The sequence below is a fragment of the Rhizobium sp. A37_96 genome (assembly GCF_053521765.1).
Genome location: NZ_JBNWDS010000001.1, coordinates 1022003 through 1038565, shown reverse-complemented (window position 1 = coordinate 1038565; position 16563 = coordinate 1022003). Strand labels below are relative to the sequence as shown.

General features: G+C 62.8%; 15 protein-coding genes and 1 other RNA gene. 9 read left to right on the top strand and 7 right to left on the bottom strand.

The genetic code is table 11. The features are described 5' to 3' along the window. Position 1 precedes the first annotated feature (1 nt). The 3 genes from ACQZ6J_RS05050 to tkt form a co-directional block, all read right to left on the bottom strand. On the bottom strand, positions 2 to 586 hold the full coding sequence (locus tag ACQZ6J_RS05050) for a putative glycolipid-binding domain-containing protein (RefSeq protein WP_449082391.1): 585 nt from the start codon (positions 584 to 586) through the stop codon (positions 2 to 4). Positions 587 to 588: 2 nt separating this feature from the next. After that, positions 589 to 1599 carry a type I glyceraldehyde-3-phosphate dehydrogenase gene (gene gap, locus ACQZ6J_RS05045; RefSeq protein ID WP_163986641.1) on the bottom strand — a complete coding sequence of 337 codons (1011 nt, stop codon included), beginning with the start codon at positions 1597 to 1599 and terminating at the stop codon, positions 589 to 591. Positions 1600 to 1663: 64 nt separating this feature from the next. Continuing rightward, positions 1664 to 3646: a transketolase gene (gene tkt / locus ACQZ6J_RS05040; RefSeq protein ID WP_449082389.1), complete on the bottom strand. Its 1983-nt coding sequence runs from the start codon at positions 3644 to 3646 to the stop codon at positions 1664 to 1666. Between the two features lie 403 nt (positions 3647 to 4049). Between tkt and ACQZ6J_RS05035 the strand changes: the two genes are divergently transcribed. From ACQZ6J_RS05035 to ssrS, 3 genes are all read left to right on the top strand, one after another. Next, positions 4050 to 4325 carry a DUF4164 domain-containing protein gene (locus ACQZ6J_RS05035; RefSeq protein WP_015341018.1) on the top strand — a complete coding sequence of 92 codons (276 nt, stop codon included), beginning with the start codon at positions 4050 to 4052 and terminating at the stop codon, positions 4323 to 4325. Positions 4326 to 4372: 47 nt separating this feature from the next. Continuing rightward, the gene (locus tag ACQZ6J_RS05030; RefSeq protein ID WP_163986638.1) at positions 4373 to 4750 is read left to right on the top strand and encodes a cell division protein ZapA; all 378 of its coding nucleotides are present in this window, start codon (positions 4373 to 4375) and stop codon (positions 4748 to 4750) included. A gap of 66 nt (positions 4751 to 4816) precedes the next feature. Beyond that, positions 4817 to 4975: non-coding RNA, 6S RNA (ssrS, locus tag ACQZ6J_RS05025), on the top strand. Positions 4976 to 5048: 73 nt separating this feature from the next. On the opposite strand, the gene ACQZ6J_RS05020 is transcribed toward ssrS, so the two are convergent. Then, positions 5049 to 6848, bottom strand: a complete 1800-nt coding sequence (locus ACQZ6J_RS05020) for a chloride channel protein (RefSeq protein WP_449082386.1) — start codon at positions 6846 to 6848, stop codon at positions 5049 to 5051. Between the two features lie 229 nt (positions 6849 to 7077). Between ACQZ6J_RS05020 and ACQZ6J_RS05015 the strand changes: the two genes are divergently transcribed. Next, the gene (locus ACQZ6J_RS05015; RefSeq protein ID WP_449082384.1) at positions 7078 to 7515 is read left to right on the top strand and encodes a MarR family winged helix-turn-helix transcriptional regulator; all 438 of its coding nucleotides are present in this window, start codon (positions 7078 to 7080) and stop codon (positions 7513 to 7515) included. A 39-nt stretch (positions 7516 to 7554) separates the two neighbouring features. Here the strand turns inward: ACQZ6J_RS05015 and ACQZ6J_RS05010 are convergent, their stop codons facing one another. Both ACQZ6J_RS05010 and ACQZ6J_RS05005 read right to left on the bottom strand, forming a co-directional pair. Next, complete coding sequence (locus tag ACQZ6J_RS05010; protein WP_449082382.1) at positions 7555 to 8271, bottom strand: SDR family oxidoreductase; 717 nt, start codon at positions 8269 to 8271, stop codon at positions 7555 to 7557. 46 nt (positions 8272 to 8317) lie between these two features. Further along, on the bottom strand, positions 8318 to 9133 hold the full coding sequence (locus tag ACQZ6J_RS05005) for an SDR family NAD(P)-dependent oxidoreductase (protein WP_449082380.1): 816 nt from the start codon (positions 9131 to 9133) through the stop codon (positions 8318 to 8320). Between the two features lie 101 nt (positions 9134 to 9234). On the opposite strand from ACQZ6J_RS05005, the gene ACQZ6J_RS05000 reads away from it, so the two are divergent. Next, on the top strand, positions 9235 to 10098 hold the full coding sequence (locus ACQZ6J_RS05000) for a helix-turn-helix transcriptional regulator (RefSeq protein WP_449082378.1): 864 nt from the start codon (positions 9235 to 9237) through the stop codon (positions 10096 to 10098). Between the two features lie 40 nt (positions 10099 to 10138). On the opposite strand, the gene ACQZ6J_RS04995 is transcribed toward ACQZ6J_RS05000, so the two are convergent. Continuing rightward, positions 10139 to 10462, bottom strand: a complete 324-nt coding sequence (locus tag ACQZ6J_RS04995) for an ArsR/SmtB family transcription factor (RefSeq protein ID WP_163986627.1) — start codon at positions 10460 to 10462, stop codon at positions 10139 to 10141. A 68-nt stretch (positions 10463 to 10530) separates the two neighbouring features. Between ACQZ6J_RS04995 and ACQZ6J_RS04990 the strand changes: the two genes are divergently transcribed. The 4 genes from ACQZ6J_RS04990 (at position 10531) to ACQZ6J_RS04975 (ending at position 16509) form a co-directional block, all read left to right on the top strand. Continuing rightward, positions 10531 to 11013: an SRPBCC domain-containing protein gene (locus ACQZ6J_RS04990; RefSeq protein ID WP_449082376.1), complete on the top strand. Its 483-nt coding sequence runs from the start codon at positions 10531 to 10533 to the stop codon at positions 11011 to 11013. Positions 11014 to 11603: 590 nt separating this feature from the next. Further along, the gene (mprF, locus tag ACQZ6J_RS04985) at positions 11604 to 14213 is read left to right on the top strand and encodes a bifunctional lysylphosphatidylglycerol flippase/synthetase MprF (protein ID WP_449082374.1); all 2610 of its coding nucleotides are present in this window, start codon (positions 11604 to 11606) and stop codon (positions 14211 to 14213) included. Continuing rightward, positions 14210 to 15607 (top strand): virulence factor, encoded by a 1398-nt coding sequence (locus tag ACQZ6J_RS04980; RefSeq protein ID WP_163986624.1) that lies wholly within the window; start codon positions 14210 to 14212, stop codon positions 15605 to 15607. Before mprF ends, ACQZ6J_RS04980 begins: the two co-directional genes overlap by 4 nt. Positions 15608 to 15843: 236 nt before the next feature. Continuing rightward, a complete protein-coding gene (locus ACQZ6J_RS04975) occupies positions 15844 to 16509 on the top strand; it encodes an HAD family hydrolase (protein WP_348643459.1) in 666 nt (221 codons plus the stop codon). Positions 16510 to 16563 lie beyond the last annotated feature (54 nt).

The window sequence follows — 16563 nt, the reverse complement described above, 5'->3', positions numbered from 1 at the left end:
CTCAGAGAGCGGCGCGTTTGAAATAGATCGGGTAGTCGATCACCAGCCCGTCGTCGTCAACCGGAAGGTCGATGGTGAAGTCCCTGTCCTCGGCGGCATAGCGATAAAGCTTCTCCGGCACGATGCAGGTGTAATGCTGTCCGTCGCGCACCGGCTCGAAGGTGTCGAACGGGATATAGAGCATGGAGAGCCTGGCGGTTCCGTCTTCCGGCTTCGGTTCGAGCCGGCGGATCGGCAAGCTGTTGGTGAAGGGCGAGCCGTAGAGATCGATATCGATGCAGCCGTCGAATTGCGGCAGGGCATCGCCATCCTCGCTACGCCAATGTCCCTTGCCGTCCGACATCAGCGCGAGACGGCGGCCGTCGGTGGTTTCGACGGAAAAGGAGAGGACGGCCCAGCCGGCGGTGCAATCGATGCGGTACGAGACGCCGTAGGGCGTGCCGCCACGCGCGCCAACGATAATGCCGGCGGCACGGATGGCCGCGCCGCCGGCATTGTCTATGGGAGCGATCGTCAAATGCTCCAGCCCGTCTCCTTCCATGGGACGCCAGCGAACCGTCGTCGGAAGGAGCGGGCGGAAGGCCATGGTCAGATCAGCTTTGCGAAGGCGACGGCCGTGTCCGACATGCGGCTGGAGAAGCCCCATTCGTTGTCGTACCACGACAGGACGCGCACGAAGTTGCCTTCCATGACCTTGGTCTGGTCGGTCGCGAAGATCGACGAGTGGCTGTCATGGTTGAAGTCGCGCGAAACCAGCGGCTCGTCGGTGTAGCCGAGGATGCCCTTCAGCTTGCCGTTCGATGCAGCCTTGATGGCCTCGTTGATTTCGCCGACCGTCGTTGCCTTCTTGGCCACGAACTTGAAGTCGATAACCGAGACGTTCGGCGTGGGAACGCGGATCGACGTGCCGTCGAGCTTGCCCTTCAGGTGCGGCAGAACGAGGCCAACGGCCTTTGCGGCGCCCGTCGAGGTCGGGATCATGGACAGGGCTGCGGCGCGGGCGCGGTACAGGTCCTTGTGCATGGTGTCGAGCGTCGGCTGGTCGCCGGTGTAGGAGTGGATGGTCGTCATGAAGCCATGGTCGATACCGACGGCGTCGTCGAGAACCTTGACGACCGGCACCAGGCAGTTCGTGGTGCAGGACGCGTTGGAGATGACCAGGTGCTCCTTGGTGAGCTGGTCGTGGTTCACGCCGAAGACGACGGTCAGGTCGGCGCCGTCGGCGGGAGCCGAAACGATGACGCGCTTGGCGCCGGCCGCCAGGTGAGCGGCGGCCTTGTCGCGGGCCGTGAAGATGCCCGTGCATTCCATGGCGATGTCAACGCCGAGATCGCGGTGCGGCAGGGTTGCCGGGTCCTTGATCGCCGTGACCTTGATCGGCTTGCCGCCGCCAACGATGATCGTGTCGCCTTCGACCTTCACTTCGGCCGGAAACTTGCCGTGGATCGAATCGTAACGCAGCAGGTGGGCATTGGTCTCGACCGGGCCGAGGTCGTTGATGGCAACGACTTCGATGTCGGTGCGGCCGGATTCGACGATCGCACGCAGAACGTTACGGCCGATGCGGCCAAAGCCGTTAATGGCAACTTTTACAGTCATTGAAATTCACTCCCGTTCACTCAGGGTGTTTATCTATTGGATTTGAGAGCGCTTGTCAGCGCCCTCAGGAAAGCTTTGCCTCTGCGGCGGCGACAACGGCTTCCGTCGTGATGCCGAAGTGCTTGTAGACGTCCTTGTACGGAGCGGAAGCGCCGAAGCCCTTCATGCCGATGAAGGCGCCTTCCGGTCCGATGAAGGCATCCCAGCCTTCGCGAACGCCGGCTTCGACGGCAACCTTGACCGGCGAGTTGCCGATGACTTCCTTGCGGTAGGCGTCCGACTGCTCGAAGAAGAGCTCGGTGCAGGGAACGGAAACGACGCGCGTCGAGACGCCCTTGCCTTCGAGAGCGGTGCGAGCGGCGACGGCGAGTTCGACTTCGGAGCCCGAAGCGAAGATCGTCACCTTGGCGTCGGCATTGCCGGCCAGCGTGTAGGCGCCCTGTTCGCAGAGGTTCTTCTCGCTGTATTCCGTACGGGCGGCGAGCAGGTTCTGGCGGGTCAGCGCGAGGCCGGACGGACGGTTGGTCGTCTTGATCGCGATCTGCCAGCACTCAGCCGTTTCCGTGGCGTCCGCCGGGCGGAACAGCTGGAAGTTCGGGATGGCGCGCAGGCTGGCGACCTGCTCGACCGGCTGGTGGGTCGGGCCGTCTTCGCCGACGCCGATGGAATCATGCGTCAGGACGTGGATGGCGCGGATGCCCATCAGGGCGGCGAGGCGCAGCGGCGGACGGCAATAATCCGAGAAGATCAGGAAGCCGCCGCTATAGGGGATGAGACCGCCGTGCAGCGCGATGCCGTTCATGGCAGCAGCCATGCCGTGCTCGCGAATGCCCCAGTGCATGTAGCGGCCGGAGAAATCGGTCGGGGTGATCGACTTCATCTGGCTGGTCTTGGTGTTGTTCGACGGCGTCAGGTCGGCGGAGCCGCCGATCGTTTCCGGGATGAAGCCGTTGATGACCTCGAGCGCATCTTCCGAAGCCTTGCGGGTGGCGACCGTCGGCTTGGTTTCGGCGAGCTTCTTCTTGTAGTCGCTGATGGCGGCGTCGAAGCCGGCCGGCAGCTCATGCGCGAAGCGGCGGTTGAATTCGGCCTTCTTGCCAGCGTCGGCGGCGGCAAGGCGGCCTTCCCAGGCTTCGCGGGTACCGATGGAACGTTCGCCGGCAGCGCGCCATTCACCGAGGATGTCGTTCGGGATGACGAAGGGCTCGTAGGGCCAGTTCAGGGCGACGCGGGTGGCGGCGATTTCCTCGGCGCCGAGCGGCGAGCCGTGAACCTTGTGGGTGCCCTGCTTGTTGGGGGCGCCGAAGCCGATGATGGTCTTGCAGGCGATCAGCGTCGGGCGGTCGGACTTCTGTGCAGCCTCGATGGCGGCGCCGATGGCGGCCTGGTCGTGACCGTCGACTTCGATCGTGTTCCAGTGAACGGCCTTGAAGCGGGCGACCTGGTCGGTGGAATCCGAAAGCGAAACGGCGCCGTCGATGGTGATGGAGTTGTTGTCCCAGAACAGGATCAGCTTGTTGAGCTTGAGATGGCCGGCAAGCGCGATGGCTTCATGGCTGATGCCTTCCATCAGGCAGCCGTCACCGCACATGGCATAGGTGTAGTGGTCCTGCAGCTCGGAGCCGAACTCCTCGCGCAGCTTGCGCTCGGCGATCGCCATGCCGACGGCATTGGCAATGCCCTGGCCAAGCGGGCCGGTGGTGGTTTCGATGCCGGTGGCGTGGCCGTATTCCGGGTGGCCGGCGGTCTTGGAACCGAGCTGGCGGAAGCGCTGCAGCTCATCGACCGTCATGTCCGGATAGCCGGTGAGGTAGAGAACCGAATAAAGCAGCATCGAGCCGTGGCCAGCCGACAGCACGAAACGGTCGCGGTCCGGCCAAAGCGGGTTCTTCGGATCGAAGCGAAGATATTTGCTAAAGAGAACGGTGGCGACATCAGCCATCCCCATCGGCAAACCGGGGTGACCGGAATTGGCCTTCTCGACAGCATCCATGGCAAGGAAACGGATCGCATTCGCCATCCGGTCGTGTTGTTCGCGAGAGTTCATGGGTTTTTCCGCAGTGTTCCGGGTTCGGGGGATGGCCGCACGCTTGGGAGGGAGGGCCATCGGTTGAAAGGCGGGATGAAAGGGAGACCGTCCTCCGAACTCCATTTTCAACGTCGCCTCAGGCGGTCGAGACATAGCAGTTGGGGCGAGCAAGTCAATAAATCGAGGGCCCAATCCGGGTCTCCCGCGGCAATTTTTTGACATTTGCCCGTTCACTTTTACAAAAGACGACAATGATGCGACAAGGCCTGTATGATCGGCAAAGGCGTCATTCATCCACAGAATAGGGGGGGTGTCACATGACGGCCTTTATTGACGTGCTGTTGCCGAGTTGAATATTGTTGCGAAATCAGACAAGTGGCCGGATGTTTTGATTCGGGCCTTGCGCGGAGAAGCGAAGGGTATGACACCTTCAGGCAAAACGGTGGACGCGGCGCTCGCCCAGTTGCGCCAGGCGCTCTCGACTTTGGAGAGTGCCGTTGACGGACGGTTCGAGCGGGAACGCGCGCAGAGCGACATAGAAGGCGAAGTGCGGCGGGTTCATGCCGATCGCTCCCGCCTTGCCCAGGAACTGGATCAGGCGGAGTTCCGCGCGAACCGGCTCGAAGAGGTTAATCGTGAAGTGTCACGCCGGCTCGTCACGGCGATGGAAACCATAAGAGCCGTGCTGGACCGCTGATCCCTCGGGAGGCAGCCGTCGCAGTGCGGCAGTGATCGGAAAGTCGAATGGCACAAGTAACGGTAACGATCGACGGCAAAGCCTACCGGATGGCCTGCGAAGAAGGCCAGGAAGACCATCTGACGGATCTCGCCAATCGCTTCGACCGTTATGTCATGCATTTGAAGAGCCAGTTCGGCGAAATCGGCGACCTGCGGGTGACCGTCATGGCCGGCATCATGATCATGGACGAGGTGTCGGAACTGACGCGCCGCATGTCCACGCTCGAGGCCGAGCTGGAATCGCTCACCAGCAACCGCGATACGACGCTTGCCGCCAATGCCCGTGCCGAGGAGACGCTGGCGAGCGTCATCGACGAAGTGACGACGCGCATTCACGGCATCACCGAGAAGCTTCTTGCCCGGCCGGGCGCCGAGCAAGCTTGAGTTTATTTCTGCGGATGCCAGCTGCGGCCCTCTGGTGCGAGGGCACAATCCGCTCTATATAGTTCAGGCGGTCTGCGCTTCCCGACAGGAACCACAATCCCTGGGGCCATACTCGATCCAAAGGGAGCTGTCCCTGACCAGGCCCGTGGGCTTGGACATATGGCGCCCACCTACGTTTGTAGGCACCCAGGATCGTAAACATCCATCGGTCGTCGTGGATCGCTCTTCAATCTTCCTGCCGATGGCAAGGAAGGCGCCGCGCAGTTCTTTCGCCGCGCTGACGCCACTCCTCCTCCCCTTAACTTTTCGACCGCAGGTAGGCACCGCGCTCGAGTTCCGCGCGGTTGGACGCGCTGCGCAGCCGCAACAGATCCTTGCGGGCAATGAGGCCCACGAGGCGGCCGGTCTGCGGCTCGACGACGGGAACGCGCCCCGTATCGGCATGGATCATGATATCGGCGACGCGGCCGACCGTATCTTCGGCATGGGCGACCGGGAGCGACGTATCCGAGATCACGTCATACAGCGACTGATCCATGAGCTCCGGCTCGCTCTGCCAGCGCAGGGCGTCAGCGCGCGAGATCATGCCGACGAGGCGGTCATTGTCGCCGACGACGGGATAGAAGCGATGCGCGTCCGGCCGATCCGTCATCTGTTGCAGCGCTTCCGACAGGCGCATGGAGGCAGGCAGGGTATCCACCTTGGCGATCATGATGTCGCGGGCGCGCGTCAGTTCGAACGGGTCGATGCCATATTCGCGGGTGATGTGCTGGCCGCGCCGGGCGATCTTTTCCGTGAGAATGGATCGTTTCAGCAGGAGCACGGTGACGGCATAGGCTGCGACCGTTGCCGCGAGCAGGGGCACCAGCGCGCTCGTGTCTCCCGTCAGTTCGACCGCGAAGAAGGTGCCGGTGAGGGGCGCGCGCATGGTGCCGCCCATCATCGCCGCCATGCCGAGCATCGCCCAGAAGCCGGGGTCGCCGGGCAGGACGAGGCCGACGAGCCAGCCCAACGCGCCGCCGAGGATGAGCAGCGGCGCCAGGACACCGCCCGAGGTGCCTGAGGAAAGCGCCACCAACCAAATGCCCGCCTTGACCAGCAGGATCGCCAGCACGGCGCCGGCGGCGATGCGGCTGTGCAGCAGGTCGGCGATGATGTCGTAGCCGACGCCGAGGGCGCGCGGCTCGATCAGGCCGCCGAGCCCGACGACGAGGCCGCCGAGGGCGGGCCACCACATCCAATGGATCGGCAGCTTCTCGAAGGCATCCTCGATCTTGTAGAGCAAGGTCGTCAGCAGGCCGGATTGCAGGCCTGAGACAATGCCGACCCCGGCGGCGAGCAGAATGCCCCACCAGGAGAGCGCCATGTCGAAATGCGCCGGGAAAAGCGCGCCGCTGCCGATCAACAGCGGGCGCCAGACGACCGAGACGCATGCGGCGACCGCGACCGGAATGAAGCTGCGCGGCTTCCATTCGAACAGCAGCAGTTCGACGGCGAGCATGATGGCGGCGATCGGCGTGCCGAAGACCGCGGTCATGCCGGCCGCGGCACCGGCGACAAGGAGCGTCTTTCGCTCGGCTGCGCTGAGATGGAAGAGCTGCGCAAAGAGCGAGCCGATGGCGCCGCCGGTCATGATGATCGGGCCTTCCGCGCCGAAAGGTCCGCCGGAACCGATCGAAATGGCGGAGGACAGCGGCTTGAGCACCGCCACCTTCGGTGACATGCGGCTGCCGCCGATCAGGATCGCCTCGATGGCTTCGGGAATGCCGTGGCCGCGGATCTTCTCCGAGCCGTAACGCGCCATGAGGCCGATGACGAGGCCGCCGAGAATGGGCGCCGCCACCATCCAGGGCGAGCGCGCCACCACGGTAAAGGATAGCGGCTCGGTGCTGATCTTGAACAGCCAGACGGCATTGCTGACGAGCGCGATGAGATTGATGAGCACCCAGGCGGCGAATGCGCCGCCGGTGCCGACGACGAGCGCCATGGCGATCAGCACCAGCACGCGCCTGTCCGTGGTGAAATCGCCATTGTCCTTGCGGGAGGCCCCGCCGGAGAAATCGTGAGTGTGCGTTTGTGGGGTAGGAGTGTCCTGCATCGGAGGCCTTCTGTGCTCAGCGTGCGCGGCCGTCCGTCAGCCGCTCTCCGCTTCGAGATGGCAAATATATCGTAATGCGATATAAATCAACCAAAGCGTATCGCGATCTCCAAGATTCGCTTCCCGCGCTTTAGGTCCTTGATCTTGAGCACGTCGTTGCCGCAAAACCGCTGAACGCTTTTGCGCGACATGCTTTAGGACCGCGAATTGCGGCAGTGAGGACGATTTGATGGTGCGACGTTTGGAGCAAGCTCTCTCACAGGCGGATTACGAGGCGCTGGCGACCTTGCGCTATACCCTGCGCAAGTTCATGGATTTCAGCACCTCGGCGGCGCACGAGGCAGGCCTGCCGCCACAGCAGCATCAGGCGCTGCTCGCCATCAAGGGGAACGGCGCCGGTGAGGCGATGACGATCGGCATGTTGGCGGAAAAGCTGCTGATTGCGCCGCATACGGCGACGGAACTGGTCGGGCGATTGATCGACGGCGACTATGTGACCCGGCATCCCGATCCCACGGACAAGCGGCGGCAGACCCTGCGATTGACGGAGAAATCCGAGGAGGTTCTCCAGCGGCTCAGTTCGATCCATCTGGTCGAGATCCGCGACATGGCGCCGAAACTGATCGAAATCCTCACGCAGCTTCAGGCGGATGCCCGAAACGGCTAGAGGCGCCATTGCCGGTATCGCCGGCAATGGCGCTGGGAATCATTGGCCGAGGCGGATGCCGCCGTCGCAGATCAGCGTGTGACCGCTGGTAAAGCCGTTGCCGATCAGGAAGGCGATGGCGTCGGCGATCTCCTGCGAGCTGCCCACGCGGCCGACCGGTGTGCGTGCCGCGAAGCCGGCAAAGGTCGGCTCTTTCTGTTCCGCGGTCAGGAAATCCCACCAGGGGGTATCGACGACGCCGGGCGAAACGCAGTTCACCCGGACAGGCTTGAGTTCGACCGCGAGAATCGGCGCCAGAGCGGCAATCGCGGCGTTGATGGCCCCAAGCCCAGCGGTTCCGGGCATGGCCGCCTGCGCCGAGACGGCGGAGACGAAGGTGATGCTGCCCTGTTTGGAGAGATGGGGAAGGCAAGCCTGGGCACAGGCGAAATGCGCCAGCGTCTTCTGCTCGAAGCCTCTTCTGACATCGGCAAGGTCGACGATGGCGAAGGGACCGGCCCCATGTCCGCCACCGAGCGCCAGCACGAGATGGTCGAGCGGTCCAATCGCCTGGAAGGCTTTGCCAAGGCCGGCAAGGTCGGCCGCATCCATGGCGGCGGTGGCGACATCGCCGTCGAGGCTCTGTGCGGCTGCCTGAAGTTTCGCCGCGTCGCGACCCGTGATCGTGACCCGATATCCTTTTTCGAGAAGGTGGGCGGCCGCGGCAAGGCCGATGCCGGAGGAACCGCCGATGATAACGACATGCTGAGACGACATGGGTGTCTCCTTTCTGAGGTTGAGATGGGAGGAGGGACGTTCGTGCTCAGGCGAGGCCGGTGAGGCTTTCGCTGAGTATTCGCAGGCGCTGCCGCGCGGATGCGTCATAGGCCTGGGCGGCGGCGCGGGAGGGACGCAGGCCGTCGTAATAGAGGCCGCTCTGCCCTTCCAAGGCGTTGCCGACGGCGAGATTGAGGATGGCGTCGGCGCCTTGATCGACGGAACTCAGCGGTGCGACACCCGCCTGGCGCACCATGGTCGTGTCCATGTAGGTTGCCGGATGCAGGCAATTGACGGTGACGCCGGAGCCGGCCAACTGCGCGGCGAGATCGAAGGTGAACATGATCTGTGCCAATTTGCTCTGGCAATAGGCGCGCACGCCGCTGTAGCCGCGCGTCAACATGATGTCGGAGAAGTCGACCGCCTGCTGGCCGGCGGACGAAACGTTGACGATGCGGGCAGGAGCGCTCGCTGTCAGCAGCGGCAGCAGGCGGCCGGTCAACAGGAAGCCCGCGAGATAGTTCACCGCAAAGCGCAGCTCGTATCCGTCGCGGCTTGTCCGGCGTCCCGCATCGCCGCCCGTACCGATGCCGGCATTGTTGATCAGGAGGTCGAGGCGAGAGTGATCGCGTTCAACGGCATCGGCCAGGGCGCGGACCTCGTCCAGCGAGGAGAAGTCGGCAAGATAGATCGCTGCTTTCCCGCCATTGTCGCGGATGCCGGAGGCCAGCTCTTCGGCGCGGGCCTTGTTGCGGCCGTGAACCAGCACCGTGGCACTCGTCGCCGCCAGCCTTTCCGCAACCCGGCGGCCGACGCCATCCGTCGAGCCTGTGATCAGGACCGTTCTGTCGCTCATATCCATCGAAACCGCCTCTCTGTTGTCTGTATGGCGATATTTGGCAGCTTGCGGAGGCGGCAAACAGTTCTGACTTTATCCTAGTATTGATCCTGCTATGATAAGCCATGACCATCAATCAGAGCCAGACCATTCTCGAAGCCAGGCGTCGCGAGTTCGGCGCTTTCCTGCGTTCCCGCCGCGAAAAGCTGACGCCTGCAGGCGTCGGGCTCGCGGAGGGGTTTCGGCGGCGCACGCCGGGGCTCAGGCGCGAGGAAGTGGCGCTTCTCGCCGGCGTCGGCACCACCTGGTACACATGGCTGGAACAAGGGCGGGATGTCCGCCCCTCCGCGGAGGTTCTGTCGGCGCTGGCCGACGCGCTACGCCTCGATCCGGCCGAGCGCCGGCATCTCTTTACCCTCAGCGATCGGCCGACGGCGGAGGTTCCGTCGCGCGGGCCCGAGGATGTGCCGGACGCGTTGCGGCGGATGCTCGCGAGCCTTGCCGGGCAGCCGGCCTATGTTCTCGGCCGACGTTGGGACCTGCTCGCCTGGAATGCGGCGGCTGTCGCGCTTTTCGGCGATTACGCCTTGCTGCAGGGCGATGCGCGCAACAGCGTCCATCGGGTGTTTACCGATCCTGCCCACCGGCAGCTTCTCGTCGATTGGGAGATCGTGGCGGCGAATTCGCTCGCGATGTTCCGCGCCGACAGTGCCCGCTACGCCGGCGATCCGGATTTCGAGCGGTTGATCGCCACCCTGACCCAGTCCAGCCCCGAGTTTCGCGCCTGGTGGCCGAGACAGGATGTGTTGCGGCCGCTGACGGGTCACAAGCGCCTGCGCCATCCTGAAGGCGGGCTGATGACCTTCGAATATACCGCGCTTGCCGTCATGGATCGCGCCGACATGAAGCTGGTGGTCTATACGCCGCTCGACGAGGACGGAACGAGCGACAAGCTGAAGCAATTGCTGCGCCGGGACGTTAAGGCCTGACGGCGGTTTCCGCCGGTCGCTGCCATCCCTTCCTCTCTTTTCAGCCTTCCAGATCGTTCTTCAATTGATCGAGAATGGATAGCGCATGGCCGGCGTAGGCGCTGATCCAGCGGTCGTGGATCTGCTTGATCGGCAGGCTGTTCAGGTGGTTCCAGCGCTCGCGTCCGTCCCTCTTTGCGATCACGAGATCGGCCTCCTCCAGCACCTTCAGATGCTGCATGACGGTGCAGCGATCCATGTCCGTGAAGGCTTCGCAGAGCATGCCGGTCGTTCGCGGCGCATCTTTCAGCATGTCCAGAATCTCGCGCCGGCGGCGATGCGCAAGAGCCTTGAAAATGAGGTCGCTTTTCGATTCGTTTGACATGTTATATTTTTATAACATAATGGGGCCGGTCGCAATGGAGCGATGCGACAAACAACGGAGGAGATGCCATGGCATTGAATGTTCGGATTTCAGGGCGGATCGGCCGCAAGGTCGACGAAGTCTTCGATGCGGTCGTCAATCCGAAGAAGCTTTCGAGCTATTTCACCACCGTCGGCGGGGCGAGCGCGCCGCTGGTGGCGGGGACGACGGTCGTCTGGTGGAAGAATGCGCCCGTCGAGGTCAACCAGGTCGAGGAAAACAGGCGCATCGTCTTTCACTGGGAAGGCGGCACCGGCGAGGACGGCGTTCGCTACAGGACCAAGGTGGAGATGACCTTCGACGCTCTGGACGATGGCGGCACGCTTGTCATCATCGAGGAAACCGGCTGGCGAGAGGATGAGGCCGGCCGCCGCGGCACCTATCTGAATTGCGAGGGATGGACGCAGATGCTCTGCTGCATGAAGGCCTTCGTCGAATACGGCATCAACCTGCGCGAAGGCTTCTTCCTGAGCGAAATGCGCGGCGAGCCGGCGGAGGCGCCGGATCGTTGAGGCTCTGACGCGGTGCCTCGGGCATCGATCGCCCATCGGGCGTCTGATCCCTGCATTCGCCCAATCCCACCAAGGCCCGGCAAGAACGCCCTTGCCGGGCTTATCCGTTTCCTGAAGCCGGACACGTTCGAAGTCTTCGGCATCGTTGCTATCGGAACACTTGATTGATCGAGCCGGGGTGTGGTCTATTTAGCGTTGTGGTGGGGGCGAGATGATCGTAGGGGATGCGTCACTTCCGTTCGAAATCGTTTTGCCGATGCTGCGCGCCGCACGGGTTTTCCGCATCCGCAAGGCAAGAAGACCGAGTCGCGACGTCCTGACCGGGCTGCGCTGAACGCAACATGGGAAGGTCATTTTTGTGTGTGGATAAGCTTAAAAGCCGGGTGAATGACAAAATCCTTTCAATAAAAACAGATTCATTGCCGGCGGAACGGGGCCTGCGCCAAAATTGCCTAAATTGAGAATGATGGGACGCGCGTCACAACGGGCCCGTCGAAAGAAGCGTATATCGCAACACGAAGACGCGTCGCCGATATTACTGGACGTCCGGACCATCGGAACCAGCGAAGATCAATATAAACAGGTAGAGCATGTCGAGCCCAATCGATCTGGAAAATGCTGATGAGGAGCTGGAGGAGCGGGGCGGCGTCGTCGGTCTGCTGAACCGCTATCGCGCCCTGATCGTTGCTCTTCTCACCGTCGCGGTCTTCAGTATTGCCGCCTATGCGATCTTCGACCTGACCAACGAGGTGCGTTACGACGACGTCGTGCACGCGTTGACGACGACGAAGATCTCTTCCGTGCTGCTCGCGCTGCTCTTTACCGGCCTGAGCTTTGCCTCCCTGATCTTCTATGACCAGAACGCGCTCGAATATATCGGCAAGAAACTGCCGTTCCCGCATGTGGCGCTGACCTCGTTCAGCTCCTATGCGGTCGGCAACACGGCCGGCTTCGGCGCGCTCAGCGCCGGCGCAATCCGCTATCGCGCCTATACCCGGCTTGGCTTGTCGCCCGACGACATCACCCGCGTCATCGCCTTCGTCACGCTCGCCTTCGGTCTCGGCCTTGCCGCCGTCGGCGCCATCGCGCTTCTGGTCATCGCCGATGAGATCGGTCCATTGATCAACGTCGATGGTTTCTGGCTGCGGCTGGTTGCCATCGTCATCCTCGCGGCGCTGGCTTTCGTCGTCTATGCCGGGCGTAACGGCCGGGAGGTGCGCATCGGACCGATTGCCGTCCGTCTGCCGGATTCGCGCACCTGGTCGCGGCAATTCCTCGTCACCGCATTCGATATCGCCGCCTCGGCCTCCGTGCTCTATGTGCTGCTGCCGGAATCGTCCATCGGTTGGCCGGGCTTCTTTGCCATCTATGCCATCGCCGTCGGCCTTGGCGTGCTCAGCCACGTTCCGGCCGGCTTCGGCGTCTTCGAGACGATCATCATCGCCTGGCTCGGCAGCTCGGTGAACGCCGATGCGGTGCTGAGCTCGCTGGTCCTCTATCGCGTCATCTACAACGTCATCCCGCTCGTCATCGCGATCGCGGCGATCTCGGTGGCGGAGCTGCGCCGTTTCGTCGACCATCCGGTGGCGTCGAGCATGCGCCGCATCGGCGCCCGCGTCATGCCGCAACTGCTGTCGGCCTTCGCGCTGCTGCTCGGCATGATGCTGGTGTTCTCGAGCGTGACGCCGACGCCGGACCAGAACCTGATCGTGCTCTCCGGCTACCTGCCGTTGCCGCTCGTCGAAAGCGCGCATTTCCTATCGAGCCTTCTCGGGCTGGCGATCATCGTGGCGGCGCGCGGCCTCAGCCAGCGTCTCGACGGCGCCTGGTGGGTCTCGACCTTCTCCGCGCTGCTGGCCCTGTTCCTGTCGCTCGTGAAGGCCATCGCCATCGTCGAGGCCGGCCTGCTCGCCTTCTTCGTCTTCAGCCTTGTCGTCAGCCGCCGACTGTTCAGAAGGCCGGCATCGCTGCTCAACCAGACGCTGACGGCCGGCTGGCTGACGGCCATCGCGGTGATCTGCATCGGCGCCATCGTCGTCCTGTTCTTCGTCTATCGCGATGTCGGCTACAGCAACGAGCTTTGGTGGCAGTTCGAATTCGCCGACGAGGCGCCGCGCGGCCTTCGCGCAGCGCTCGGCATTTCCATCCTGTCGTCGGCGATCGCGATCTTCAGCCTTCTGCGCCCCGCGACGAAGCGGCTGGAGCCGGTCTCCGACGATGCGGTGACGCGTGCCGTCGAGATCGTCCGCAGGCAAGGCATCGCCGATGCCAATCTGGTGCGCATGGGCGACAAGAACATCATGTTCTCGGAAAAGGGCGATGCCTTCATCATGTACGGCAAGCAGGGCCGCTCGTGGATCGCATTGTTCGACCCTGTCGGTCCGCGTCAGGCGCTGCCCGATCTCATCTGGCGTTTTGTCGAGGCGGCGCGGGCGGCGGGTTGTCGCTCGGTCTTCTACCAGATCTCGCCGGCGCTTCTGTCCTACTGCGCCGATGCCGGTCTTCGCGCCTTCAAGCTCGGTGAGCTGGCCGTGGTCAACCTTGCCAATTTCGAGCTGAAAGGCGGCAAATGGGCCAACCTGCGGCAGACCGCAAGCCGCGCGGTTCGCGATGGACTAGAATTTGCCGTTATCGAGCTTCAAGATATACCCGAAGTCATGGATGAGCTTGCCCATGTGTCCGACACATGGCTTGCCGATCACAATGCCAAGGAAAAGAGCTTCTCTCTCGGCGCGTTCGATCCGGACTATGTGTGCTCACAGCCGATCGGCGTGTTGAAAAAGGATGGTAAGATCGTCGCTTTTGCGAATATCCTGATGACGGAAACCAGGGAAGAGGGTTCCGTCGACCTGATGCGTTTTTCGCCCGATGCCCCGAAGGGTTCGATGGATTTTCTGTTCGTGCAGATCCTCGAATACCTGAAGAGCCAGGGCTTTCAGCGCTTCAACCTCGGCATGGCGCCGCTATCGGGCATGTCGAGACGGGAATCGGCGCCGGTTTGGGACAGGGTCGGTGGGACTGTCTTCGAGCACGGCGAGCGCTTCTACAATTTCAAAGGGCTTCGTGCCTTCAAATCCAAGTTCCATCCCGAATGGCAGCCGCGCTATCTGGCTGTCTCGGGAGGTGTCAGTCCAATGATCGCGTTGATGGATGCCACATTCCTCATCGGAGGCGGACTTAAGGGGGTCGTGAGGAAATGATCTTGAAATACGCAATGTCATTGGCTTTCGCATGCATGGTGTCGACGGGCCTGTTGATGTCCGGTCCAGCACGGGCGGAAGCCGACGATGCCAAATACGATCTGGGCATGATCCCGGCGCCGCATATCATGCGCCCGCAAGGCAAGGTTTCGAGCGAGGTCGTTCTGATTTCCGATCTTGCCGGCTGGGGCGACAAGGAAAAGGCGGTCGCCGACAAGCTCGTGGCCGACGGTTCGCTTGTTATCGGCATCGACTATCCGTCCTTTCTTGCTTCGCTCAACAAATACGATGTCAGCCAGAACGACGGCTGCATCTACATCGTCGCGGATCTGGAATCGCTCAGCCAGCAGGTGCAGCGTTCGTTTTCCGACAGCACCTACCAGCTGCCCATCATCGCCGGCGTCGGCGCCGGTGGAGCCATGGCGCTGACGATCGCGGCCCAGACGCCGGATGCGACGGTCGCCGGCACGCTGGCCGTCGATCCGGCCGCCGGCATCGGGCTGAAGCAGGAACTCTGCACGCCGGCCGAAAAGAAGACCGATGGCGACATGGTGTCCTTCGGCCTGCAGGAAGGCGCGCTGCCGAATCCGATCCTCGTGACCTTCACGCCGAATGCACCGAAGGACGGGCGCGACCATGTCGAGGAGATCCAGAAGGAGCATCCCGAAGTCCAGTCGACGGATTCGGACAATGCGGATACCTATGCGACGCTCGAGGCTTCGCTGGCCGACCTGATGAAATCGATCGACAGCGCCAAGTCGCCGCTCGGCCTGCCGGTCGACGTCATGGAAACCACGCCGACCGAGGACACGCTCGCGATCGTCTATTCCGGCGACGGAGGCTGGCGCGACATCGACAAGGAAGTCGGCAGCTATCTGCAGGATCAGGGCATTCCGGTCGTGGGCGTCGATTCCCTGCACTACTTCTGGTCGGAGCGGGACCCGCAGCAGACGGCCGACGATCTCGCCCGGATCATCCAGTTCTACACCAAGCGCTTCAAGGTCAAGCATGTGGTGCTGGTCGGCTATTCCTTCGGCGCCGATGTGCTGCCGGCAAGCTACAATCGCCTGAAGCAGCCGGAGAAGGACAAGATCGTCCAGATGTCGCTGTTGTCGCTGTCGCAGAAGGTCGACTACGTGATCTCGGTCATGGGCTGGCTCGGCGCTTCGAGCGAAGGCAAGGGCGGCAATCCTGTCAACGATCTCAAGTCGGTCAATCCGAAGATGGTGCAATGCGTCTACGGCAAGGATGACGACGAGGATGTGGCGTGCCCGCTGTTGAACGGCACCGGCGCCGAAGTCATCGCCATGGATGGCGGCCATCATTTCGACGACGACTACGAGGCACTGGCGAACCATATCATAAATGGTCTGAAGAGCCGCCTCGGCGAGTAATCGACGCACTCCGCGCGTGGTCGGCTTGTGCCGCGCGCGGCTGTTCCTGCGGCCTCTTCGCAAGGAAAGGTCCTTTTCCGTCCATGTCTCGCCGGCGCGAACGGAGTGCTTATTCCGCGGCCGTTGCCCAGCAATCATTTGCTTCTTGCCGCGGCTGACGTTAGTCGGAGGAAGCATTTGTTACGAGTGGCGCGATCCGCTCGGCCGCTCGTTCTTACGTCCAGAAAGGTTCAGCATTGTCTTCCGCCTTCACCAAGACCTATTCCGGCTTCCTGTTCGATATGGATGGCACGATCATCAACTCGATTGCGGCTGCCGAACGCGTCTGGGGCAATTGGGCTCGCAGCAAGGGTCTGAACGTCGAAGAGTTCATGCCGACCATGCATGGCAAGCGCGGTGTCGATACGATCAGCCAGCTGAACCTGCCCGGCGTCGATCCGGTTGCGGAGTCGGCCGGCATCATGGAAGCGGAGATTGCCGATGTCGAAGGCGTCGTCGCCCTGCCGGGCGCCGCCGATTTCCTGGCGTCGCTGCCGCCGGAGCGGTGGGCGATCGTGACATCCTCCCCATATCGCCTGGCGATGGCGCGGCTTGACGCCGCCGGCATCCCGGTGCCGCGCTTCATCGTGACCGCGGAGGACGTCAAGGTCGGCAAACCGGATCCGCAGGGCTACATTCTTGGCGCGGAGCGTCTTGGTTTGCGCACCTCGGATTGCCTGGTGTTCGAGGACGTGATGGCCGGCATCAAGGCAGGCGAAGCGGCGGGCGCGGATGTAATGGTGATCACCGCGACCCATTCCCATCCCATCGAAACCAATCACTCGTCATTGCTGAACTATGAAAATGTCCGCGCGCATGTGAACGGCGAAGGCAAGCTGTCCATTGTCCGGAGCGGCGGCTGATAATGCCGGCCCGGCCATAGGATCGCTGCATGTCGCTTTCGCGCATTGCAATGG